The sequence below is a fragment of the Pseudomonas sp. TE36184 genome (genome assembly GCF_054060055.1).
Genome location: NZ_JBSSCU010000001.1, coordinates 1494130 through 1517737, shown reverse-complemented (window position 1 = coordinate 1517737; position 23608 = coordinate 1494130). Strand labels below are relative to the sequence as shown.

The following is a 23608-nucleotide window of genomic DNA, read 5'->3' as shown; positions in this document are numbered from 1 at the left end:
TTGGTAGCTGCCGGGTTCCATAGTTTCCTCATCACGGTAGGCATTGTCAGGGGCCCTTGTCGCCATGTAGGTCTGGCGCTTGAGGCTTTGCCTGGGGCGCATGACGTTAACAGCCAGCCGATGGAAGTAGCTATGTAACGAAGTGAAAGAGTGTATTTCGAATAAGTTAATAATTTACCGCAGTGCGTGTGTACTTTAGCGCTAGGTATAATTTAATTTTGTAAAATAAGAGCGGATGATAAAGTGCGCTGAACACAGGGCGCCTGTTATTGGGCTTTATTGTTGCACTATCTGAAATTACTATTTGCGTCGGGTGAAATAATGCGTCGCTATACCACAGTTTTAAGCAGCTTTATGTTGGCATTGATTATTCCGCAATTGACCCAGGCCGCCGTTTTCGGTTGGCAGGAAAAGGCACTGATTCAACCTGAGCAAGGGAGTGTGGAGGTCGAACTTAGTCCCACTTCGCCGAAGTCTTCCATTGAGGTTCATGACCTCGTTCTATTCCAGAAAAATGGCGAGAATTGGGCGCGTTTCAGTGTACCGGTGATGCACGCATTGACGGGCACGACCGATTTGACGCTGGAGAGGAAAGTACTGCGCACCGAAAAAACCAAAAGCGCCTTTGGCAGCACTCAGCATCAGTTGGTGCGGATGTCGCTGTGCCTGGGTGACAAGGTATACACCGAGGACCTTATGCTGAAAACCCACAGCAAAGGTGGTTCGCCGGTCAAGCTGGGGCGTGATGTGCTTGCGCACCTGGGCTTGGTTGATGCGTCGCGATTCGACACCCTCAAGCCTGATTGCAAGCCGTGATACCGCGCCAATCAGGCGTCGGGGGAGCCCCGGAGCCTGATTGGCGATGATTTACTGGTTGAGGATCCCGCGATCCCAGTTCTGCTGATTCCTGCGCGCGTCCTGTATGAACGGCGACCACTGGATCAGCTTGAGCACCACCCGGTTCAGCAAGCGGCCTGGTAATGTCAGGGGCCGCTGCACATCCAGGAACAGCACCACGCGCCGCTCGTCAGTGTCGTTCCAGACCTGATGCTTGTAAGTGTCGTCGAATACCAGGCAACTGTCCTGCTGCCAATGGTGGACCTCATCACCCACCTCTATACGACACTGTTCGGCCTGTTGCGGGATGATCAACCCCAGATGTACCCGCAGCAATCCGTTGTAAGGCCCGCGGTGGGGCGGAATGTGCTTGCCGGGGCTGAGAATCGAGAAAAACGCGGTGTACATGCCCGGGATGGCCTCGATGGCCTGGGTCGTTTGTGGGCACTGGGCGCAATTGCCGTCGATCTTGTAGCCATAGCCGTAGAGGAAGAATGTTTTCCAGCGGTCGTCCTGGGTCAGTCTGGCCTGGTCTTTGGATATCTGCTGAAAACTGGGAATGGCATCGCTGTTGCGCAGCACGGCATCGAGCTCGGCGCGAATCACCGCCGACCGGGATTCCAGCTCCCGGGTCCAGGCGAAGATAGCCGGGTCAAAGAACGGCGTGTTACCCACCGTAGAGCAGCGCCGTATCAGATTTTCAAGGCGTTTGATGATCCACAGGCCGATGGCGACGCTGGGACGATGTTTGCGTTTTTTCTTGGGGGTCAAAGCCGTCTTCCTGGTGCTCATGGGAAATATCCTGTCGGTTTCATGTATGAGGTCGTTGTTTCAACAGCTTCCACAGCAGCGGCCAGCAGAACACCAGCGGATAGCGGCGCAACCGTTCCGGCTGTTTGATCGGCTCGCCCCAATGGCGCTCCAGTTTCCAGATGGCGTAATCCACCCCGCCCTTGACGGTAAACAGCGATTTGATCAGACGCACCAGGTTCAATGCCCGGCCCTGAATGCGCCGGGTCCGCCAGTGCCGCGCCTGCCGTCGCTGCTGTTCAGCGGTGCTGTGGTTGATATACAGCTCGTCGGTCATCGACCCGGCAAAGCCAACGCCATCGACCTGGGCGGCCGCGACCAGGAGGGCGGCGAGGTAGCCTTGATTCTGCTGGGTAATCAGTGCCGGGCGGTTGCTGCTTTCGGGCCGCAGTTCGCTGCCGTAGGTAAAGCTCAAAGCGCGGGTCCAGAACGTGTCGCTGTTGAACAAGGGAGCTTGCAGGGAGACCGTTTCGCTGATCATGCGCAAGGCCGCGCGGCACACCGCTCGCTCCACGCGCCGTTGGATGGCGGGCGTGCGGCTGAACACCAGGCGGCTAGGCTGGGCAAAACGCGCCCACAGGTAGCTTTGAAACCAGCTATGGGTGCCTTGTTCAAAGTCGCTCACCGAAAGAATGGCGCACTTGGCGCGCAGGGTTTTGCCGGCGGTATCAGTGGCCGTGAACAGAAACACCGTGGGCGGCAGCAGGGCGTTGGCCCATTGACTGAGCCGGGAGTTGTGGATGTCCTGGTAGTGATCCACCAGGACGTACAGGTCGATCAACCCCTCATCGGTGGTGCGTGTGCGCAGGCAAGAACCGTAGAACAGGATCGCTGAGATGCCTGCGCCGAACCGCGCCATCAGCGCTTCAGTCAGTGCGTGCAGGTCTTGGTCCACCGGGCGCGCCAGTTCACGGCTCACCAACTCGAACAGGGGGAGTGTCGCCGGGTCCCGTTCAATCTCAATCATGGAATGTCCTTACAAGGTGATGAAGCGCACGGGCGGGCTGGCCTTGATTTCCAGTGTTCCGGTCACCGGGAATATCTCGCCGTCCAGTAGGTATTCGTGCAGGTGGTCAATGCTGGCGTGCTGGGCGTTGTGGCTCAGGTAGCCCGGATCCTGGCGCATGGCCGCGCTGGGTCGCCCGCGCAGTACGGCGGGCAAGGCCCGGCACAGGCGGGCAGGGGCCTGGGCAATGGCGGTCAGGCGCATGGGCTGGTGCTCGACGCCCCAAAATGGCGTGCTGCCCAGCAGCAATTTGTCGAGGGTGGTGGCCAATACCAGCAGCCATGGCGCCTCGCGTGTCGTGCCGTTCACCGTGATAGGGGCGTTGACGGTCGGCAGCAGATGGCTGGCCGTGCGGGAAAACAACGCCAGCAGCATACGCACGAAGGCGGTCAATGGCCCTGCCAGCCCCTTGAGGCCGGTGGGGCGAACCCGTTCATGAAAATAGCGAACGCCGGTGACGATTGAACCTGCGCCAAAGAACAGGCCGCATTGTGCTCGCCGGGTGTGCGAGTCAGACACTTGCAGTACAGCCGTGGGTTTCTCCCGCGCGGTGTGGTCGTCATGGGTCAGCCAGCGCGTCAGCGCCTTGATTGCCCTGAGTGGGCTGCCACGCAACCCGATGGCATTGGCACTCATGTTGGTGGTGCCTGCGGGGACGATGAACACCTTGGGGACTTTCGCCCCCGGGGTTTGCAGCAGGCTGGTGAGCGCCGCCTGCAGCGTGCCATCCCCGCCCACTACGACCAACAAGTCGTTTTCCATCAGCGCCCAGCTGGCGATGGCAGTCTCGACCTCGGCCGGGGTGCACACCTGCGCGACGCGGGCGCGGGGCAATCTATGGATCAGGCGGCACATGCGTGCCAACTGGCGACGGACGCGGCCGCTGAGGGGGTTGATCAAAACGCCGATGCATCGTGGCTTAGCAATTGAAGGTGGGTTGATGTTCATGACGTTGCCTAGGCGTTTCGGTCGAAGCGATAGACCAGCATCAATGCCGCGCCCAGAATAAACAGCGGTGGCAACAAGGTGGTCAACAGCGGATTCAGGGCAAACAGCAGCCCCAGGTTGACGATGATCTGATTACCCACATAGGTCAGCAGACCGACGACAGCGCCCACCGCCAGGCGGCTGCCCATCCCGGGGTCGCGCTGTTGCACGAAGGTGAAGGGTACCGCCAGCAGGATCATCGCCAGCGTCAGGATCGGCCGGCCGAACTTCTGCCACAGGGCGATGCTGTACTGATCGACCGGTTGATCGGTGGCCTTGAGAAAGTGGATGTAGCGGCTCAACTGCTTGATGGAAAAACTGTCGCTGGGCAGGGTCAGCTCCTTGAGATGAATACTGGAAAAGATCGACGTCCATTGCAGGCTATCCAACTCGCGGACCGTTTCTTCGCCGTTGCTCCATTGCTTGAAGTTGACTTGGTTGAGCGTCCAGCTGCCGTCCTGGGATACGCTGGCATTGTCGGCGTGAATGTAACTGGCCAGGGTGTTGTCCGGGTTGTAGTGGAATATCTCGATGCCCATGGGCCGGTTGTGCGCGGCCACGCTGTCGATCCTGGCGATTTCATTGCCGCGCCTGGCCCACAGCGTCCCCTTGGCATTGACTGCCTCATCGGAACTGGTGATGGCGGCGTTGCGCATCTGCAGGCCGCGCTGCTGCAACGGTGAGGCCACCCATTCATCCAGTGCTGCCAGGCTGGCGGTCAGCAGCACGCCTGCGGTGACGGCCGCCAGGGCAATACGCACGATGGACACACCAGCGGCGCGCAGGGCCGTGAGCTCCTGGCTGACCGCCAGTTGGCCCAGGCCGACGATGCCGCCCAACAGGGCGATGAAGGGCCCCAGGTCGATCAGGCGACGGGGCAGCGTCATCAGCACCACCGCCACCGCCTGGGTCCAGCGGTAGCCGCCAGCGCTGACATTGTCGAGTTCGCTGATCAGATCAAAAGTCGTGAACAACGGAATCAGCAGCGCAGCGGCAGCACCGAAACCCACGAACACGTTCCTGACCAGGTAGCGACCCCAAAGGCTCATCGCGAAAACCTCGGCAGCAGCCGCAGGTCACGAGCCATCAAGGCCCCCAGACCAACCAGCATCAGCAGGGGGACCAGCCACAGGCCCGGGATCAGGGGCAGGGCGGTATTGGCTACCAGGGTGCGGCACAGGTTGCCGGCATAGAAGATCACCGTAAACAGGATCGCGATCGGCAGCAGGGTTGAGAACCGGCCTTTGCGTGGTGCGGTCCGGCTCAGCGGCACGGCCAGCAGGGCCATGAGAATGGCATTCAGGCCGCGGCTTTCACGCCATTGCAGTTCGGCTTTGTCCTGGGGCATGGCCGACATGGCCAGCGTCGCGCTGGGGGTGGATTTGCGCTTTGACTCATCGGTCGGTTCCACCGGCTTGAGGTGTAGCAGCAACGCTTTGTAATTCAGTGTGCTGTCCTTGCTGCCGCGATGCTCCAGCGTATAACTGGTGCCCTGTTGCAGGGTCAGCGCCGGCGTCGTGGGGTCGGGATCGGTGATGGTCGCCACGTTGGCGCGCAGCACGCGGCTTTTGCCTTCGGTCGGGTCGTAGATCAGCGCGTCGGTGAGCTGGTTGGTGTCCGGGTCGATGTGCTGGGCCAGGATCATCCGGCCGTTGTCATCGTTGAGGTTGAAGCGTTGGGCCTGCAGGTGACTGACGTCGAGGTCGGAGCGCGATTGCTGTTCCAGTTGATAGGTTTGTGTATAGGCCCAGGGCCGGCCGTAGAACGACAGCGCAGCCACCGCCAGGGCCAGCGGTGTGGCGATGATCAGAATGGCCCGGTAGATACGCAACGGGCTGGCACCGGACGCCAGGATGGCGGTGATTTCCGAGTCGTTGTATAGCCGACCCAGCGCGATGGCCACCGAGGCATACAGCCCGACGGGCAGCAGCATCTCCAGCGCGATCAGCACTTTGTAGAAAACGATGTCGAGGACCACCCCCAGCGCCAGGGTGCCGTTGGCGGCCTCCGTCAGGTAGCGTTCGGCCGAGTAACTGGCGAAAACAAAGGTCAGGAAGCCAACCATCATCGTCACAGGACGGCGTACTTCGGAAATGATGTAGCGCTCAATCGTAAGCATGTACCGCAAGCCTTCAACGCGGCATCAGCCGTGCACAGTAAAAAGGGGAATGAAGCGGGTGAGTCGGTCAGGCCGCAGGGCGCCCGTGGTCCTTGGCCATCTCGCGCAGGGTGCGTTCCACCAGCGCGAAGTCGTTGGCTGAATCCACATCCACCGCCGCTTCCGGGAAGGGCATGACCACAGCGCCCACGCGTGCGCCGAGCACCCGGGAAAGCTGGTTCAGCGCATGCTTGAGGGACAGTTCGCCCAGCAGGTAGCGCACGGTAGCCAGCGGGCCCAGCGCACGGGCCACAACTTGTCGGGGACGCTTGCGCGCTTCTTCCATGCCACGCCAGTACTGCGCCACCTTGGCACCCTGCGGGGTGAGGAAGGCGAACAGGTTGCTGCCGCAATACGGGCCACCCTTGAGCCGGATGGCCGTTCTGGCCGTGCCGGGGAATCGTTGCAGCACTGTCTCCAGGGGCGTCACGGCAACCGCCACGTCACAATCCAGGGCGGCTGCCTGGGTGAGGAAGTAGTCGACCATGTCGCCGCGCAGCAAGGCATGGTCGGCGGTCGTCACCAACAATGGCCAGTGTTGTCGCCTGGCCAGGCCATGGGCGACGCTTGCAGCCGGGGTTGCCTGGGGTTGCAGAAAGCTCAACTGCTCGCTGAGGATCATCGACCGTACATGGAGGTCCTTCTCCAGCAGCGCCAGCGAAGGCCCGATCAACGTTACCCGGCCAACCTGGGCGCTGTCGTGCAAAGCGCCCAGCACACGGTGCAGCATCGGCACCCCTGCGATTGGCGTCAGCGCCTTGCAACCGGCCGAGCCCAGCGCAGCCACCGGGTCATGGCCATGGCGATCCGCACCCAGCACCAGCGCGTCGAAACGCGGTGGTTCAAATTGCTTTTTCATACAGGCGATACCGTTTGTAGGGGGCGGCACCGATGCGATCCAGAATCGTCCGCATACCGGTGTTGGTTTCCAGGATCCAGGACATTTCCAGTGCTTCGATGTCACGTTTTTCGAACGGCGCCTTCAAGGCTTCGATCAGCAACAGTGCGATGATCGGCCCCATTCGGCTGAACTGGTACTGCTGTCGCACGCCCATCAGCGGTACCCGCGCGGTGCGTACGCCACTGACTTTCAGACGCCACAATAATTTGGCCCAGCCCAATGGCAGCAGGCGCCCATCCAGGTCGGCGATGGCTTCGTTGATGTTGGGCAGGGCAACGATGAAGGCACAGGGCTCACCGTCGACCTCGGCGATATAGATCATGTCTTCGGGCACCAGGAATTTCAGTTGCGCGCCCATCTCGTCGAACTCACGTTCGGTGAACGGTACAAACCCCCAGTTTTTCTGCCAGGCATCGTTGAACACGGCGCGTAGTACCTGCATTTCCCGTGCGAAATGCTTGCGGTCAAGCTGCCGGACGGTGACTCTACCGCGCATGCAGTCCATCAGTGATGTCAGCGCCGGGGTGAAGGACAGGTCGGTGCGTCGCATCCAGTAAGCCAGCAGGTCCATGCCCTTGGCGTAGCCTTGCTGCTCCAGGCGTGCGGCGTAGTAGGGCTTGCCATGCTCCATCAGCGCCGACGGCGGTGTATCGAACCCGTCGACCAGCAGGCCGCTTTCCTGATTGATGTTCAAGCCAAACGGGCCGGTGATTCGGTGGGCGCCCTGTTTGCGCAGCCAGGTCTCCGCCGTATGAGTCAGCAGGCTGAACACTGCCTCGTCATCGATGGCGTCGAGCATGCCGAAATGGCCGGTGTCCATGCCGTGCAGATCACGATGCAGTGAATCCACCTGAGCGGTAATGCGGCCCACCACTTCACCGCCGCGTCGCGCAATCCAGGCCTGCCAGTGAATGTGGTCCGATGCCGGGTTCTTCGCCGACAGATGCTCGATACGTTCCACATGCAGGGGTTGGACCCAGTGGGGATCGTCTGCGTACAAGTGGGAGGGCAGGGAGATGAAGGCTTTTAAACCAGCCTTGTCGCTGACCTGTTCTATGGAAATCATGGCTGACCTAAATCCAACTAACTTCGAGGAGATGTTAACTTAACTAACGTAACGCACGGTTGATCACCGCAAATGCGGCGTAAATGAAACCGCTATTAACTAAGTTTGTATATAAAATCTTCATCGCTGTTTCAGATGGCGGGTATCTGATAAATGAATAGTCGTTCAGAAAACAACTCCTGTTAATCTTCGCGCCGAATTTGATTCAATCAGAATTTGAACACTGCGCAGGCAACAATCGCTTGCTGGCTGCGGCGCAGATGCGCTGTTTCCTATCTTATTGTCACCTGATAAATGCATCGGCCAAATGAAATGTTGCGGGTGGATTTGCCGTCATGCGATCAGGCCGAAGGTTCTCATCTAATGGCTGTGCTGTATATGTCAGAAACAAGCTCAAATCATTCCATACCCATGCGTCACGCAAACTTTGAAAGTCTGGTAGAAGCATTGGATTATGCCGCCACCGGTCATGCCGGCATGAACTTCTATGACCGACGCAGTCAGTTGGTCAGTTCGTTCGAGTACCGCATGCTGAAACGGCGCGCCCTGATGGGCGCACGTCGCCTGCTCGGTCTGGGGCTGGTGCGGGGCGACCGGGTGGCACTGATCGCCGACACCAATGCCACGTTCGTCGAGGTGTTCTTCGCCTGCCAATACGCGGGGCTGATCCCCGTGCCGTTGCCCATTCCCATGGGGGTTGGCCAGCATTCATCCTACGTGGACAAGCTGCGTGGGTTGCTGAACAGTTGCAGCCCGGCTGCGGTGTGCGGTGGCGAGGAATGGCTGCCGCTGGTGCGAGAGGCCGCTGCCGATATGCCGCCGATGCCCTTGCTCAGTGGTGTCGACATCGACGCGCTGCCAGAGGCCGAGGTCGAATTGCAGGCACCTGGCGCGGACGATGTGGCGTACCTTCAGTACACCTCGGGCAGCACCCGCTTTCCTCGAGGCGTGGTGATTACCCAGCGCGCGGTCATGGCCAACTTGCAGGTTATCAGTCGTGACGGCATCAAGCTGCGCGAAGGCGACCGCTGCGTTTCATGGCTGCCTTTCTATCACGACATGGGCCTGGTGGGGTTCGTCCTCACACCCGTCGCCACTCAACTGTCGGTCGACTACCTGCGCACGCAGGACTTCGCCATGCGCCCCTTGCAATGGTTGAAGCTGATCAGCCGCAATCGTGGCACGGTGTCCGTGGCGCCACCGTTCGGTTACAACCTGTGCCTGCGGCGTTGCAGTGACAAGGACCTGGCTGAGCTTGACCTGAGAAGTTGGCGGGTTGCAGGTGTGGGCGCAGAGCCGGTACCGTTCGAGGCGCTGACGCAATTTGCCGAACGTTTTGCGGCAACAGGTTTCGCGACAGAGGCGTTCATGCCGTGCTTCGGTCTGGCGGAAAGCACCCTGGCGGTCAGCTTTGCCGACACCCCCAAAGGCCTGCGGGCCGATGTGATCGATCGCGATGTACTGGAGCACAGCGGCAAGGCCGTACCGCCCACGTCACGCACACGTGCCGTCAGCACGTTCGTGAACTGCGGGGCGGTCCTGCCCGGGCACCGGCTGGAAATTCGCAACGCCCAGGGTGAGGTGCTCGGCGAGCGCGAGGTGGGGCAGATCTTCATTGCCGGCCCCAGCCTGATGAGTGGCTATTTCCGCGACCCTGACTCGCAACTGCAGGCCTCCCAATGGCTGGGCACCGGCGACCTGGGTTATTTGTTCGAGGGCAATCTACATGTCACCGGCCGCAAGAAAGACCTCATTATCATTCGCGGGCGCAACATCTGGCCTCAGGATATCGAGCACGTGGCCGAGGGCGAGCCTGGCGTGCGGCCGGGCGATGCGATCGCCTTCGTGACGTCGCGCGGTGATGAGTCAGTGGTGGTGATGCAGATCCAGTGCCGGGTGACCTCGCCCGCATCGCGCGAGCACATGGTCCGCTCGCTGTCGGGGCGCATCCAGAGTGAGTTCGGCGTCAGCGTCGACATTCAGTTGGTACCGCCGCAAAGCATTCCGCGTACCTCATCCGGTAAACCGGCACGTGCTGAGGCCAAACGTCGCTACCTGAGCATGCTCGACGCTCTTGCGTTGCCTGCCGCGGCCATCGCCTGATGAGCCTGACCGTGGCAATCACGGGGGCCACCGGCTTTATCGGCCGGCGCATTCTGCAGGCCCTGTTGGCGCGCGGTATCGCCGTGCGTGCGTTGACCCGCCGATCGGTGGCGAGCCTGGACGCCGTGACGTGGGTGTGCGGGTCGCTGGAAGATGAGGCATCGCTGGCCAGGCTGGTCAGCGGCGCCAGTGCAGTCATCCATTGTGCTGGCCAGGTGCGTGGTCGCAGCCGCGTAGTGTTTCAGCGCTGTAACGTCGAGGGTACCCAGCGCCTGGTGCAGGCAGCCAAGGCTGCCGGTTGCGAGCGTTTCCTGTTGTTTTCTTCGCTGGCTGCCAGGTACCCGCACCTGTCGTGGTACGCCGAGTCCAAGTTCGATGCCGAAGTCGCTGCCCTCCAGGCGGCCGCCGACATGCCCATCAGCATTTTCCGGCCTACGGCCGTCTATGGGCCAGGCGACAGCGAATTGCAGCCGGTACTGTCGGCACTGCTGCGTGGCTGGCTGCCCCGGCTTGGCCATGCCGATGCACGGCTGTCTTTTCTGCATGTGGAAGACCTGGTCCAGGCCACCCTGCGCTGGCTGGACGTGGAGGCCATTCATGCCGTGCGCTACGAAATCAATGACGGTGCCAAGGATGGCTACGGTTGGAAGCAACTGGCCGCCATGGGGGCGCTGATACGCGGCGGGCCGGTGCGTCTGATCGGTGTTCCCACAGCCTTACTCTTGCAGCTGTCACGCCTGAACCTGGCCTGGCATCGCCTGGCAGGTGGCGAGCCCATGCTGACGCCGAGCAAGGTCAACGAGCTTATCCATCCCGACTGGTCATCCAGCAACCGCCTTATCTCGAAGGACCTGGGCTGGTACCCGGCCATCGAGCTTGAACACGCGTTGCGTGAACGGTTGTTTTGATCCCACTTTCATACAGATATCAGACTCTTTTTATGTTGAAGCGCGAAGTCGTCACCGACTACATCCTGGAATGCCTGAGCGGCTTGACCGCCGACAAGCAACGGCCAGTAGGCCTGCACAGCAACCTGATCGAAGACCTGGGCCTTGAGTCCATCAAGATCATGGACTTGCTGATGATGCTGGAAGACCAGTTCGACCTGTCTATCCCAATCAATATCCTGATCGATGTCAGCACACCTGCCGAGCTCACCGACGCACTGATGATCTACCTGGAGGAGCATCATGGGGTTGTATGACAGTTTTTCCCGCCTGGCACAGGAGCGCGAAGCGTTCCAGGACGACGGCCTCAACCCTTTTGGCACCTGCATCGATGAGGTCCATTGCGCCACCCAGGGACGCATCGGCAATCGTCGCGTCATTTTGGCCGGTACCAACAACTACCTGGGCCTGACGTTTGACCCTCAGGCCATTGCCGCCGCCCAGGCTGCCCTGGTCGAGCAGGGCACTGGCACCACCGGTTCGCGCATGGCCAACGGCAGTTACGGCGGGCACGTGGCACTGGAGCAGGAGTTGGCGGCGTTCTTCGAGCGGCCATCCGCCATTGTCTTCTCCACCGGTTATGTCGCCAACCTGGGCATCATCAGCGCCCTGGCGACACCCAAGGCCGTGGTGCTGCTCGATGCCGATTGCCACGCCAGTATCTACGATGCATGCGCCCTGGGAGGGGCGCAGATCATCCGCTTTCGTCACAACGACGCCACGGACCTTGAGCGACGCATGGTGCGCCTCGGCGAACAGGCCAAGCATGCGCTGATCATCGTCGAAGGCATCTACAGCATGCTCGGTGACGTGGCTCCGCTGCAGGAAATCGTCGAGATCAAGCGCCGCCTGGGTGGTTACCTGCTGCTGGACGAGGCGCACTCCTTCGGCGTGATGGGCGCGACTGGCCGTGGCCTGGCCCAGGCGCTGGATGTGGAGCAGGACGTCGATATCATCCTCGGGACGTTCAGCAAGAGCCTCGCGGCCATTGGCGGCTTCGCGGTGGGTAATGACCGCGGCATGGAAGTGCTGCGCTATGCCAGTCGTCCTTATATTTTCACCGCCTCGCCGTCGCCATCGGCCATTGCCTCCGTGCGTTCGGCGCTGCAGACCATTGCACAAGCCCCTGAGTTGCGCGAAAAGCTGTGGCAAAACGCCCATCGCCTGTATGACGGCCTGGCAGCATTGGGTTACCAGGTGGGCCCGCATGCCAGTCCGGTGGTGCCGGTGATGATCGGCACCAAGGAGCAGGGCGTGCGCTTCTGGCGAGCGTTGATCGAGCACGGGGTGTACGTGAACCTGGTGCTGCCGCCGGCCGCGCCTGCGGGCATCACGCTGGTGCGGTGCAGTGTCAGCGCGGCCCATTCGGAACAGGAAATCGACGTCATGGTGGAGGCCTTCGCCGCCCTGCGTGACAGCGATATCCTGGAGTCGGTGGCATGAGAATCATCCTGGCATTCGGCAAATCCTACCCCCTTCGCACTATCTTGATGCTGCTCAGCCTGGTGGTCGCCGGTGTGGTGGAGGGCGCGAGCCTGACCACCATGCTGCCCCTGGTGTCGGTCATGCTGGGTGACAGCGGCCACTCAAGCATGGTGGCCGGCCATGTTGCCAGCGTGCTGCACAGTGTAGGGCTGGAGCCCTCCATCACCGTACTGTTGATTATCATCGTGGTCGGCATGTCCTTGACCAGCCTGCTGATTCTGCTGGCCAACCGTCAGGTGGGCTACACCGTGGCACACGTAGCCACGGACCTGCGTGTCGACCTGATCAATGCCACGCTGGGCAGCCGATGGGAGCATTACCTGCGTCAGCCGGGTGGGGCCCTGGCCAACGCCGTGGCCACCGAGGCGTTCCGTGCCTCGACGGCCTACGAGCACGCCGCCAACATGGTGGCCCTGACGATTCAGGCCATTGCCTACGCCATCATTGCCTTCGTGGTGTCCTGGCAGGCCGCCCTGGTGTGTATTGCCCTGGGCCTGACCATTTTACTGGCCTTGCGAGGCCTGGTGAAAACCTCGCGCAAAGCCGGCAAAAGCCAGACCGGGCTGATGCGCGAACTGCTGATCAACCTGAGCGACACCCTGGGTTCGGTCAAACCGCTGAAGGCGATGGCCCGCGAGGACATCGCCGATTCGCTGCTGCGCAGCCAGGCGACCGAGCTCAACATTGCCATGGAAAAGGAAGTCACCAGCCGCGAGACCCTGCGCGCCCTGCAGGAGCCGCTGCTGGCGCTGCTGGCCGCAGGCGGTCTGTACGCCGGCCTGGTGATCTGGAAGCTGCCGATGTCCTCGGTGATGGTGCTGATATTCATGGTCGTGCGCGTGCTTGGGCTGATGCACAAGGCGCAGCAGCGCTATCACCGCATGGTCGGGCAGGAGAGCGCGTTCTGGGCCCTGCGCGAGGCGGTGGAAGAAGCCGAGGCCCAGCGCGAACCCGCCGGCGGCAGCCTCCAGCCAACGTTGGCCCGGAACATTGTGTTCGATCAGGTTTCGTTTACCTACGGCGGTCGACGCGTCCTCGACGAGGCCAGCGTGAGTTTCGAGGTGGGAACCATGACAACGCTGGTTGGCCCGTCGGGCACCGGCAAAACCACGGTTCTTGACCTGCTGTGCGCTTTGCTGGTGGCTCAAGACGGCAGCATCCGCGTGGACGGCCGGGCGTTGGGCGATCTGCAACGGCGCAGTTGGCGCCGGATGATCGGCTACGTGACCCAGGAAACCCTGCTGCTACACGACAGTGTGCTGGCCAACGTCACCCTCGGTGAACCGTCATTGACCGAAGCCGATGCCGAGCATGCGTTGCGTCAGGCCGGCGCCTGGGAGTTCGTGCAGGGCCTGGATTACGGCCTGCACACGCGGGTTGGGGAGCGGGGCGGCCAACTGTCCGGTGGTCAGCGCCAGCGGATCATTATCGCCCGCGCGCTCGCGCACCGGCCCCGCCTGCTGATCCTGGACGAGGCCACCAGTGCGCTGGACGCCGAATCCGAAGCCGACATCTGCGCCACGCTCAAGGCGTTGACGCCGAACATCACCATTATCGCCGTGTCGCACCGTCCGCGCCTGATCGAGGTGGCGGACAAGGTTGTCGAGTTGGTCGAGGGTAAATTCAAGGTCGTGACAGGTGGGCATGCGCCGCTGCCGCGTCCTGCTCTGAGCCATGGCACGGGAGGCCGCTGAGATGTCGATGAACCATGAGAACGAACTAGCACCGGTGATCGCCTTTGTAGGCTGCGATGGTGCGGGCAAGACCACTGTTTCCGACGCTATCCTGGCGTGGATGCGCGAGTCCGGACAGGTTGAAAGCTGCCATCTGGGCATCCAATCCAAGGCCTTGGGCGAGAAACTGGTGGGCTTGCCGATGGTGGGGGGCGTACTCAAGCGTCTGATTGCCAAAAACTCGCCGAAAACAGTGTCGCCAGGCGAAGCGTCGCGAACCTCGATCGAGGCGCCGAGTACCCTGGCGGCGGCCGCGATTTTTCTGCTGTCCGTACGGCGTTGGCGGCGCTATCAGAAGATGATGTCGCTGCGACGCCAGGGTGTTGCGGTGATCGCCGATCGCTTTCCGCAAATTGCCGTGGCCAAAATGAAGATCGATGGCCCGGGCCTCAGTGGCGTACCGCATCGCAATGCGCTGGTGCGCTGCCTGGCACGTTGCGAGCGCTTGCTGTACTGCTACATGGTGAGCTATCGCCCTGACGTGGTGATTCGGCTCAATGTCGATCTGGAAACGGCCTACAAGCGCAAACCGGATCACCGCTACGCGTCGTTGGCCACCAAAATCGCGTTGGTGCCGCAGCTGGAATACCAGGGCAGTCCGATCATTGATCTGGACAGTACCCAGCCCCTGGATACCGTCATCGACCAGGCCAAGCATGCCATCAACGCATGCCTGGCCCGCCAGCGCGCCGTGTAATGGCCAGCCGTAGCGCCTTCCGGCGCCTGGCGCCGTTGGTCGCCATCATCGGCCCGGACGGTGCCGGGAAGACCACCACGGCGCACTACCTGTGCTCGGTCATTGCCAATAGCCAATATGCCTACCTGGGGCTGGGCTCCGGGGCGCTGGGGTTGAAGATTCGGCAGTTGCCGTGGATAGGCGCGATGCTGGAGCGGCATCTGTCCGCCAAGGCCAGTCGGGCTCGAACGCCCGGCGAGCGTATTCCCGGGCCTGTCACGGCTGCGGTCATCTACCTGTTCGGCAGGCTGCGCTGGCGTCGTTTCCTGCACATGCTGCATGTGCGCGAGAGCGGGCGGCTGGTGATCTGTGACCGCTACCCGCAGGCGCAGATCGCCGGGCTCAACGATGGCCCTGGCTTGTCGGCCGCCCATGCCACTGGTTGGTTAACCGCGTTGCTGGCCCGGCGTGAGCGCGACCTCTACATCGAGATGGCCCAGATACCGCCCACGCTGGTCATCCGGCTCAATGTGGACGCCCACACGGCCTGGGCGCGCAAGCCCGACCATGACCTAGCCCTGATCGAGCGCAAGGTGGCCGCCACCGCGGCCTTGACGTTCCCCGGGGCGCGGGTGGTCGAGGTCGATGCGGGCTTGCCGCAGGCCCAGGTACATGCCATTTGCCGTCAGCTCATCGAAACACTGGTCAGTGAGACCCCGGGCTTTTCCTCATCTCTTGAACCGCAGGTTACACGCGTTGAATAAACCTATGCCCCATCTCGGCGCCCAGCCCTTTGCGAATGCCTCTGGCACGCCGCTCCTGCGCCGTTCCAGTGCCTGCTCGCTGGCCGTCATGTACCTGTTTTTCTGGTATTTTTCCGGCCCCCTGCAGTGGTTGATCTACCATGCCGATGTCGCCGGCCTTGACGGCTTCTGGCAAGCCAGCGCGGCAAGCCTGCTGTGGCTGATCCCGCCATTGCTGTTTCCGCGCTGGACGCGGCCCATCGTCGGGTTGATAGGGCTGGTGTTGTGGATGTGCTCGCTGACTGCGCTGGCTTACTTCCTGATCTATGGCCAGGAGTTTTCGCAAAGCGCGATCTTTATCATGTTCGAGTCCAACATGAGTGAGTCCAGTGAGTATATTTCCCAGTATTTCTCCTGGTCTAAATTGGCCGTGCTGGTGGCCTATACCGTCATCGCGCTGGGGTTATGGTCCAGGGTTCGCCCCGTCGCGTTCTCGGGGCGTGCCAAGGTGGTGTTGTGCCTGCTGATTGCCTTTGCATCGGTGGGCTACTCAGCCCTCCATGAGTACCGCAAGCGTGGCGACCTGGACATGCGCATCGGTAAGTTTCAGCAGAATCTGCAGTCGGCATCGCCTTGGCAGATGGTCATTGGCTACACGCAGTACCGTCAGCAATTGGCCGATATGGCGAATATGTTCGAGGGCTGGAAAGCCATTGCACCCTTGCAGCATCAAGTGGATGCCCATGCCGGGCAGCCAGCGACAATGGTGTTGGTTATCGGCGAGTCGACTGATCGCCAGCGCATGAGTCTGTACGGCTACACTCGCCAGACCACGCCACAGCTGGATGCCTTGCGGCCCGAACTCGACGTGTTTGATCAGGTAGTGGCGCCGCGGCCGTATACCATCGAAGTGCTGCAGCAGGTGTTGACTTTTGCCGACCAGGAGCACCCGGACCTGTACCTGACGACACCTTCGTTGATCAGCATGATGAAGCAGGTTGGTTACAAAACGTTCTGGATCACCAATCAGCAGACCATGACCCAGCGCAATACCATGCTCACCACCTTTTCCAAGCAGGCGGACGAGCAGGTCTACCTGAACAACAACCGGAATCAGAATTCCACCAGCCAATACGACGAAGACGTGCTGGAGCCGTTTAGCCAGGTTCTCAAGGACAAGGCGCCGCGAAAGCTGATCGTCGTGCATCTGCTGGGCACCCACATGAACTACCGCTACCGGTTTCCCAGCGGCTACGCGCGGTTCCAGGACAGCGCCGAGGTACCGCGCTATATCACGGACAAGACGCTGCGCAAATACAACGACTATGACAATGCCGTGTTCTACAACGATTACGTGGTCAGCTCGTTGATTGATCGCTTCAAGCGCTCCAACCCGCATGGCTTCCTGGTGTATCTGTCAGATCATGGTGAGTCGGTGTACGACCCGGTGGCCCCGCACATGCTGGGGCGCAATGAAGAGGCGCCGACACGGCCAATGTACACCGTGCCTTTCCTGGTATGGCGCTCGCCGAGCTGGAAAGAGGACAACCCACTCGATCTGCGCGATGCATTACATCGCGAGTGGACCACGTCGCACTTCATCCACACGTGGGCGGATCTGGCAGGGTTGCGCTTCGACACGTTCGAGCCGTGGAAAAGCATCGTCAACCCGGCCTATCAGCGAGGTCAGCTACTGATTGGTGATCCGCGCCAGCCGGCCAAATTGCGTGACTTCAACACGCTGGGCAGCGCACCTTGAGTTGCCGGCTAAGCAGCAGTGGCGGCCAGGTTGCCCATGTGCTGCTCTAGCCGGGTGCGCAACCAGCGCTCGGCCGGGTCGTTGTCAGTCAGGCTCAGCCAGACCATGGACAACTCCTGTGCCGGCACCTCGAACGGGCAGGGTTCGTCGCGCAAATTGCCCCACCCCAGCAACGCCTTCGCCGCGTAGTCGGGGCAGCTCGCCAGCAGATTGGTCGCGTTGAGGGCCGCCGGCAGCGAGCTGAACTGCGGAATCGACAGTACCACCTTGCGGTCGCGGCCGATTTTAGCCAGGCATTCATCGACGATACCGTGGATATTGGCCGTGTAAGAGACTTGAACATGGGGGCGGGTACAGAACTCGTCCAGGGTCAAAGGTGCGTCAGCGTTATCGGCGCGCAGGATGCGTGGTTCGACGCGTCTGAGCAGTTTGCGCTTGGCATTCGCGGGCAGTTCACGGGTCTCGGTGATGCCGACGGTGATGTCGCCGGACGCCAATAGGTCGGGAATGCGCCAATAGTCGGCATGCTGGATGATCACGACCACGTTGGGGGCTTCATCGCGCAGCGCCGCCAGAAAGGGCGGCAGCAGGGCGAATTCGACGTCGTCGGAAAGGCCGATCTTGAAGGTCAGGCAGCTTTCCAGCGGATCGAACTGGTGTGCGAGGCTGAGCGCCGTGGCCATGGCATCCAGCGCTGGCGACAGATGCCGGATGATTTCTTCGGCGCGGCGAGTGGGCTCCATGCGGTGGCCTACTCGAACAAACAGGGGGTCATTGAACAGCGTTCGCAGCCGTCCCAGTGCTGTGCTGACGGTTGGCTGGCCCAAATACATTTTTTCGGCGACGCGGGTGACGTTTTGTTCCTGCATGAGCGCTTCGAAAATGACCATCAGGTTGATGTCGGATTTTCGCAGTTCATTTCGATTCATGGGCGCCTTTCAACTGCCGTGCAAGTTGGCGCATGGCAGTGCCGGGAAAGTTGAGCTAAGAGTGTCTGATGGTCGAGCTAGACGCACTCAGGCCATAGAAAATATTTCAAATTGTTACGCGGCGCGAAACTTAGCATGTGCTTTTCAGTGGCACCATCGCGCTTTCTGGAATGCCTAGTTACCGTTTTCGCAACAATGGTGAGCGATCGCTGTTACGGAAGCTCTGAAAAAGACTTACTACGTCAACTTTTTGCGGGCAACGCGGATGTGTACTAACGGCGTGCGAGATCGTTAGTTCGTTATAAAATTTGATTTGCCGAACCAACCTCCGCGAATGGCGGCTTAGGTTACGGCAATGTCGGCGGCAAGGAAGCAGTGAGTGATGAAGTCGCAATCCCGTGGGACGCTCGAAATGATCTCGGCCATGGTCATCTCCGGCACGGTGGGCTGGTTCGTCATCATGTCGGGGCAGAGCCCGGAGGCCGTGGTGTTCTGGCGTTGTTTGTTCGGTGCCCTGGCGATGCTGGTCACGTGCTAGGTGCTTGGGGTGCTGCGCCGCTCCCGGATCAGCGCCCGGCAGTTCATTCTGGTATGCCTGGGCGGGGTGGCGCTGATTTTGAACTGGGTGCTGCTATTCAGCGCCTACAAACATTCCTCTATCGCCATTGCCACGGTGGTCTACCACGTTCAGCCGTTCATGCTGGTCGGTCTGGGGGTGCTGTTTTTCGCTGAACGCCTCAGCGCCGCCAAGGTTGGCTGGCTGCTGTTGGCCTTCGCCGGGCTGATGCTGATCGTGTCCGCCAAGGGCAGTGGGCAGGCCACCGGTGCCGACTACTTGCTCGGCGTCTGCCTGGCCCTGGCTTCGGCCTTCTTCTATGCCGTGGCGGCGGCGATCACCAAGCGTCTCAAGGACTTGCCTGCGCACCTGATCGTGCTGATCCAGATGGTGGTAGGCGTGGTGGTCCTGGCCCCGTTCGTGGATTTCAGCAGGGTCGATACGGTCGAGGGCGCCTGGACATATCTGATCATTATCGGCGTGGTCCATACCGGGCTCATGTCGACCCTGCTGTACAGCGCCATCCAGAAAATCCCCACGGCGCTGGTTGGCGCACTGTCGTTCATCTACCCGATCGTCGCCATCCTGGTCGACTGGGTTGCCTTCGCCCGTCCGCTCAGCACCCTGCAAGTGCTTGGCGCGAGCGCGATCCTGCTGGCGGCGGCGGGCATGAATTTTGGTTGGTCGCTGGGCCGTGCCCCGCGTCAGGAAGCGAACTAGGGCCGCGCGTGACACCACGCGCCTCAGATAATTGACAATCAGCAAATTTCCAGCGGCCTGGATACCACGCCCGAATGGATAGAATCGCGCACGGGCATTCGTGAGCGTCGAATGGTCAATGATGGGTTGAGCATGCTCGACCTGGCAATCAAGGCTGGCGCGCGCGCTTGCAAGGTGTCTAGAGAATCCGGGGCGATTCAAATCTCAAGCCTGGCGACTTGCTGCAGTCGCTGGGAGACGGCGCCAGCGAAAACGTCTCGACTCGGGTCCAGTCCCTGGAGCTGTTCCAGCCGGTGGGTAAAACGTTCAACCTGACAGTTGATATCGGGCATACGTTCTATGTTGGCAAGCTGAAGACCTGGGTCCACAACACTGGGCCATGCAAATTGCCCCAGATTACCCTCAATCGCCAAAATGGCATTGAGTTTGAACGGCAAGTCATCAGTGCCTTTGATGATATGGGCGGGGTGAAAAATACCAGCCTGGTAACTGTCGAGCTGGCTAACGGCGCAAAAGTAACAACGATTCCTGATATGTGGGGGAAGAACGTAGGGGGGATGTTGGAGATCAAGAATGTACTCAATCTTTCAATGTCCAACCAGTTGCGTGCGCAGGTCAAGGTCGCACTCGATACCAGCCAACCCTTGAATATTGTGGTCAGCTCCAGAACAAATGGTATTTCGAGGGAGGTGATGCGCCAGGTGGAGAGCACGGGGGGGGAGGTTTATAGATACAATCCTGTCACGCGTGAATTGACGAGATTTTGAAGACATATGAAGCCTTACGTGCAGATCGCAATCAGGACGAAGTCTGAAACTATTGGATGGGGCGTTGGAGAGGCGTTCATTGCGTCGTTAAGCCGGGATGGGGGCGTACTGGTTCCAGAGCAGGTGTCGCACAACGCGGATAAGTTCGTGGAGTCTTTCATGGGCATGGCCGCGAGTGAGGCGTGCTGGGCGTCCAAGGCGGCCATACGGATTAATGGCGCATTGTCGGACTTCTACCAAGACTTTGCCTGGCGGAGAAAAAAAAAGGTTAAAGGCTCTGGGAGCGTTGTTCATACTGCGCGCAACGCCCGGGGGCAGGTGGTTCCAGGCGCAATCAGCTATCGCTCGGCCAGTAGCGAGAGAGTCGATTGGTATTCACTCTTCAAAACATGGTGTGAAATTTTTCCTCCTCAACTTGGAATGCTGCACCTTTTCAGTGAACCCGAACTCGGCCCTCATGAGAAAAATAATAGTTTTCAGATCGGCTCATTCAAGTCAGCTTTGAACCCGGACGTGCCGAATATGGGTTGGGCCATGTTCTACGGCGATGAGTTCGCTGAAGAGGTCGATTTTGAGCGGATTGCTGCAGCAGGCTTTCCTATTGAAAAGCTTAATAAGGGCTATCTTGTAACGGTCACAGAGAATATCCAGGATGTGGCAAGTAACTTCTCACTGTTCTCAAAACGCCGGGGTGAGCTTAAGCGTCTGTTTCGAGAAGATTTTTTCTTGATAAAAACTGAGCCATCCATTGATTGATCGCTGCGTGCGGCACAACCAGCTGCTCAGGCTGCAGGTGAATGGGGCTCCATGGTTTGTAGAAAGGCTGATCAGACCAACAGCCTGCCCGACAACGCCTAAAGACTCTCAGGATCGCCAAAAAACATCTGAATCCGCGACCGCAACCAACGCTCACCCGGATCATTGTCCTGCGAGCCCCGCCACGCCATGTGCAACTCGAACGAGCGCACCGGCAGTGGTGGATCCTCGGTGCGCAAGCCGCCCGCCGCGGTCAGGGCCTCGGCGGCGTAGTCTGGCACGATGGCGACGATGTCGGTCCCGGCAAGCAGGGTGCCCAGGCCGTTGAATTGCGGCACGGCCAACACCACATGGCGTTTGCGGTCGAGCTTTTCGAGTTCTTCGTCAATAAACCCACTCAAGTCCCCGGCAAACGACACCAGCGCATGAGGGCGGGCGCAGAAGTCGTCCAGGCTGAGGGCACCGGGCACGCTGTCGGCGCGTAGCAGTTTCGGCAGGCTGCGGCGCAGTACCTTGCGCTTGGCGTTGGCCGGTAGCTCGGCGGTGTAGCTGACGCCGATGGAGATTTCGCCGGAGGCGAGCAGGCCGGGCATCAGGATGTAATTGACACGGCGCACGACGAGCACGATGCCGGGGGCTTCGGCGCGCAGGCGTTTGAGCAGTTGGGGGAGCAGGGCGAACTCGACATCGTCCGACAGGCCGATGCGGAACACGGCGGTGCTGGTGGCCGGGTCGAATTCGGCGGCGCGGCTGACGGCGGTGGAAATCGAGTCCAGGGCCGGGGACAGCAGGGCGAAAATTTCCACGGCGCGGGCCGACGGCTCCATGCTGCGCCCGGTACGCACAAACAGCGGGTCATCGAAAAGACCGCGCAGGCGCGACAGTGCCGCGCTGATGGCCGGCTGGCCGAGGAACAATTTCTCGGCGGCACGGGTCACACTGCGCTCATGCATCAAGGTTTCGAATACGATCAAGAGGTTAAGGTCGACACGACGCAGGTCGTTACGGTTCATCTTGTGTCCTGGATGAGTCTGTAAACTTGACGAGAGCGGCCATACATGATCCCTATGATCTCCATGCTCGGAGCATGACCGGCATGAATCTTACGGGGAAAGGCTGGTACTCTGCACCGGCTAATTGAGTTTTCCTACGATAGTTGAGGTCTATTCCTCAGTCGCGGAATCAATGACAGACATGTCGACTATTAACGGCGACCGGTGGTCTTACCCGGAAAGCCCAGATAGAGTTCAGGGCAATAGAGGTTACTTTGACGAGGTTTGCGATGTCCCGCACGATCCGTTTTCACAAGTTTGGTCCGGCTGAGGTGCTCAAGTGCGAAGAGCATGCAGCCGCGCAGCCTGCACCGGGCGAAGTGCAGGTACGAGTCGAGGCAATTGGCATCAGTTGGTATGACATTTTGTGGCGCCAGAACCTGGCGTCTTCCCATGCACGTTTGCCGTCCGGCCTTGGCCACGAGATGGCCGGGGTGGTCGTAGCCCTGGGCGACGGCGTGGATGACTTGGCCGTGGGCGATAAAGTCGCCAGTTTTCCCGCCGAGAGCCCCAATGATTACCCGGTGTATGGCGAACAAATCGTCCTGCCCCGTTCGGCGTTGACCCGTTATCCGGATGTATTGAGCCCGATCGAAGCCAGCGTGCATTACACGCCGCTGTTGATTGCATATTTTGCATATGTGGACTTGGCGCGGGTCAAACCCGGCCAGTTTGCCTTGGTGACCGACGCCAGCCACTGCGCCGGCCCGTCCTTTGTGCAACTGGGCAAGGCCTTGGGTGTGCGTGTGATTGCCGCGACCAAGGACAGCGCGGAGCGCGAGTACCTGCTGTCCCTCGGGGCGGAAAAGGTCATCGTCACCGAAGAGCAGGACCTGCTCATGCAAATCAACAAGTTCACCGATAATCGCGGCGTTGACGTGGTGTTCGATGGCTTGGGCGGCCCGCAGATGTCGTTACTCGGTGATGTGTTGGCGCCGCGTGGCAGCCTGGTGCTGTATGGCCTGCAAGGTGGCAACCAGACGCCATTCCCGGCCTGTGCGGCGTTCCAGAAGAATATTCAGTTCTTTGTGCATTGCATCGGCAACTTCACCGGCAAACCGGAGCTGGGCATCGCCCAGGACCAAGTGGCATTGCAGCGCGCGTTGCGCGACATCAACCAGATGACCGCCGACCGTGTGCTGGTCCCGCTGAAAACCACTGTGTTTCCATTCAGCCAGTTCGTCGAAGCGCACCGCTACATGGACGAATGCCCGTGCCGTGAGCGCGTCGCATTGCAGGTTGAAGCTGTTTGAGCTGTAGGAGTATTCGCAAATGAATACTCCGGCGTCTGAACGGATGGGGCAAATGCGCCATTTGTCAGGGCTTAACCCTCGCGGCGTTTAAGCCGCCATCAGGGCGCCAGGCCCCGCAAAACACGAGCTTTCCCCCCGATGCCGCGCTGTATTCCAGCGCGGCATCTGTGTGCGCGCGTAATCAACGGCTTGCCCAATTGCCATCTGAACTGGTTTCTTGCGGCGTTCTGTATCTGTTAATCATTATGCCAGTGCCGATAATCGTGACTTCACTCTCATCTCAAGGATTGAGCAATGATTGAATGTCTGACGTTCCGGCCTGATACATATGAAATTAAATTATCGCGATGCTTGCCTGCGAGAC

21 protein-coding genes and 1 pseudogene are annotated in these 23608 nt (G+C 60.4%); 13 read left to right on the top strand and 9 right to left on the bottom strand.

The genetic code is table 11. The features are described 5' to 3' along the window. Positions 1-321: 321 nt before the first annotated feature. Positions 322-816 (top strand): putative ATP-dependent zinc protease, encoded by a 495-nt coding sequence (locus ACVWZP_RS06675; RefSeq protein WP_082107755.1) that lies wholly within the window; start codon positions 322-324, stop codon positions 814-816. A gap of 51 nt (positions 817-867) precedes the next feature. Here the strand turns inward: ACVWZP_RS06675 and ACVWZP_RS06670 are convergent, their stop codons facing one another. The 7 genes from ACVWZP_RS06670 to ACVWZP_RS06640 all read right to left on the bottom strand — a co-directional run bounded on the left by ACVWZP_RS06670 (position 868) and on the right by ACVWZP_RS06640 (position 7765). Next, complete coding sequence (locus ACVWZP_RS06670; RefSeq protein ID WP_079443725.1) at positions 868-1629, bottom strand: aspartyl/asparaginyl beta-hydroxylase domain-containing protein; 762 nt, start codon at positions 1627-1629, stop codon at positions 868-870. A gap of 19 nt (positions 1630-1648) precedes the next feature. Continuing rightward, positions 1649-2614, bottom strand: coding sequence for a hypothetical protein (locus ACVWZP_RS06665; RefSeq protein ID WP_046383318.1), 966 nt, complete (start codon positions 2612-2614; stop codon positions 1649-1651). A 9-nt stretch (positions 2615-2623) separates the two neighbouring features. After that, positions 2624-3553: a diacylglycerol/lipid kinase family protein gene (locus ACVWZP_RS06660; RefSeq protein WP_457369583.1), complete on the bottom strand. Its 930-nt coding sequence runs from the start codon at positions 3551-3553 to the stop codon at positions 2624-2626. A gap of 56 nt (positions 3554-3609) precedes the next feature. Continuing rightward, positions 3610-4689: an LPS export ABC transporter permease LptG gene (gene lptG / locus ACVWZP_RS06655; protein WP_017845639.1), complete on the bottom strand. Its 1080-nt coding sequence runs from the start codon at positions 4687-4689 to the stop codon at positions 3610-3612. Continuing rightward, entirely contained in the window at positions 4686-5759 is a 1074-nt protein-coding gene (gene lptF, locus ACVWZP_RS06650; RefSeq protein WP_017845640.1) for an LPS export ABC transporter permease LptF, read from the bottom strand. The genes lptG and lptF overlap by 4 nt, the downstream gene beginning before the upstream one ends. Positions 5760-5826: 67 nt before the next feature. After that, positions 5827-6657 carry a nucleotidyltransferase family protein gene (locus tag ACVWZP_RS06645; RefSeq protein WP_046383321.1) on the bottom strand — a complete coding sequence of 277 codons (831 nt, stop codon included), beginning with the start codon at positions 6655-6657 and terminating at the stop codon, positions 5827-5829. Next, positions 6641-7765 carry an N-acetyltransferase gene (locus ACVWZP_RS06640; RefSeq protein WP_079443729.1) on the bottom strand — a complete coding sequence of 375 codons (1125 nt, stop codon included), beginning with the start codon at positions 7763-7765 and terminating at the stop codon, positions 6641-6643. The genes ACVWZP_RS06645 and ACVWZP_RS06640 overlap by 17 nt, the downstream gene beginning before the upstream one ends. Positions 7766-8077: 312 nt before the next feature. Here ACVWZP_RS06640 and ACVWZP_RS06635 point away from each other — a divergent pair, with 312 nt between their 5' ends. Genes ACVWZP_RS06635 through cptA form a run of 8 tightly spaced genes read left to right on the top strand, consistent with a single transcriptional unit; the run spans position 8078 to position 17211 of the window. After that, positions 8078-9868 (top strand): fatty acyl-AMP ligase, encoded by a 1791-nt coding sequence (locus ACVWZP_RS06635; protein ID WP_353847370.1) that lies wholly within the window; start codon positions 8078-8080, stop codon positions 9866-9868. Then, positions 9868-10776 carry an NAD-dependent epimerase/dehydratase family protein gene (locus tag ACVWZP_RS06630; RefSeq protein ID WP_457369582.1) on the top strand — a complete coding sequence of 303 codons (909 nt, stop codon included), beginning with the start codon at positions 9868-9870 and terminating at the stop codon, positions 10774-10776. Before ACVWZP_RS06635 ends, ACVWZP_RS06630 begins: the two co-directional genes overlap by 1 nt. Positions 10777-10808: 32 nt before the next feature. After that, positions 10809-11072 carry an acyl carrier protein gene (locus ACVWZP_RS06625; RefSeq protein ID WP_301556247.1) on the top strand — a complete coding sequence of 88 codons (264 nt, stop codon included), beginning with the start codon at positions 10809-10811 and terminating at the stop codon, positions 11070-11072. Continuing rightward, positions 11059-12258, top strand: a complete 1200-nt coding sequence (gene spt, locus ACVWZP_RS06620) for a serine palmitoyltransferase (RefSeq protein WP_457369581.1) — start codon at positions 11059-11061, stop codon at positions 12256-12258. The genes ACVWZP_RS06625 and spt overlap by 14 nt, the downstream gene beginning before the upstream one ends. Next, complete coding sequence (locus ACVWZP_RS06615) at positions 12255-13994, top strand: ABC transporter ATP-binding protein (RefSeq protein WP_017845647.1); 1740 nt, start codon at positions 12255-12257, stop codon at positions 13992-13994. Before spt ends, ACVWZP_RS06615 begins: the two co-directional genes overlap by 4 nt. 1 nt (position 13995) lies before the next feature. After that, complete coding sequence (locus tag ACVWZP_RS06610) at positions 13996-14730, top strand: nucleoside/nucleotide kinase family protein (protein ID WP_026139859.1); 735 nt, start codon at positions 13996-13998, stop codon at positions 14728-14730. After that, entirely contained in the window at positions 14730-15473 is a 744-nt protein-coding gene (locus ACVWZP_RS06605; protein WP_017845649.1) for a nucleoside/nucleotide kinase family protein, read from the top strand. Before ACVWZP_RS06610 ends, ACVWZP_RS06605 begins: the two co-directional genes overlap by 1 nt. 4 nt (positions 15474-15477) lie before the next feature. After that, a complete protein-coding gene (cptA, locus tag ACVWZP_RS06600) occupies positions 15478-17211 on the top strand; it encodes a phosphoethanolamine transferase CptA (protein ID WP_052735788.1) in 1734 nt (577 codons plus the stop codon). 8 nt (positions 17212-17219) lie between these two features. On the opposite strand, the gene ACVWZP_RS06595 is transcribed toward cptA, so the two are convergent. After that, complete coding sequence (locus ACVWZP_RS06595; RefSeq protein WP_017845651.1) at positions 17220-18140, bottom strand: LysR substrate-binding domain-containing protein; 921 nt, start codon at positions 18138-18140, stop codon at positions 17220-17222. 382 nt (positions 18141-18522) lie between these two features. On the opposite strand from ACVWZP_RS06595, the pseudogene ACVWZP_RS06590 reads away from it, so the two are divergent. From ACVWZP_RS06590 to ACVWZP_RS06580, 3 genes and pseudogenes are all read left to right on the top strand, one after another. Continuing rightward, positions 18523-19416 (top strand): annotated as a pseudogene (locus ACVWZP_RS06590) (DMT family transporter). A 218-nt stretch (positions 19417-19634) separates the two neighbouring features. After that, on the top strand, positions 19635-20183 hold the full coding sequence (locus tag ACVWZP_RS06585; protein WP_457369580.1) for a putative toxin: 549 nt from the start codon (positions 19635-19637) through the stop codon (positions 20181-20183). 6 nt (positions 20184-20189) lie between these two features. After that, complete coding sequence (locus tag ACVWZP_RS06580) at positions 20190-20939, top strand: hypothetical protein (protein WP_046383334.1); 750 nt, start codon at positions 20190-20192, stop codon at positions 20937-20939. Positions 20940-21037: 98 nt separating this feature from the next. Here the strand turns inward: ACVWZP_RS06580 and ACVWZP_RS06575 are convergent, their stop codons facing one another. After that, the gene (locus tag ACVWZP_RS06575) at positions 21038-21952 is read right to left on the bottom strand and encodes a LysR substrate-binding domain-containing protein (RefSeq protein ID WP_046383335.1); all 915 of its coding nucleotides are present in this window, start codon (positions 21950-21952) and stop codon (positions 21038-21040) included. A gap of 269 nt (positions 21953-22221) precedes the next feature. Between ACVWZP_RS06575 and ACVWZP_RS06570 the strand changes: the two genes are divergently transcribed. After that, positions 22222-23244: a zinc-dependent alcohol dehydrogenase family protein gene (locus tag ACVWZP_RS06570; RefSeq protein ID WP_017845697.1), complete on the top strand. Its 1023-nt coding sequence runs from the start codon at positions 22222-22224 to the stop codon at positions 23242-23244. The last annotated feature ends 364 nt before the right edge of the window (positions 23245-23608 follow it).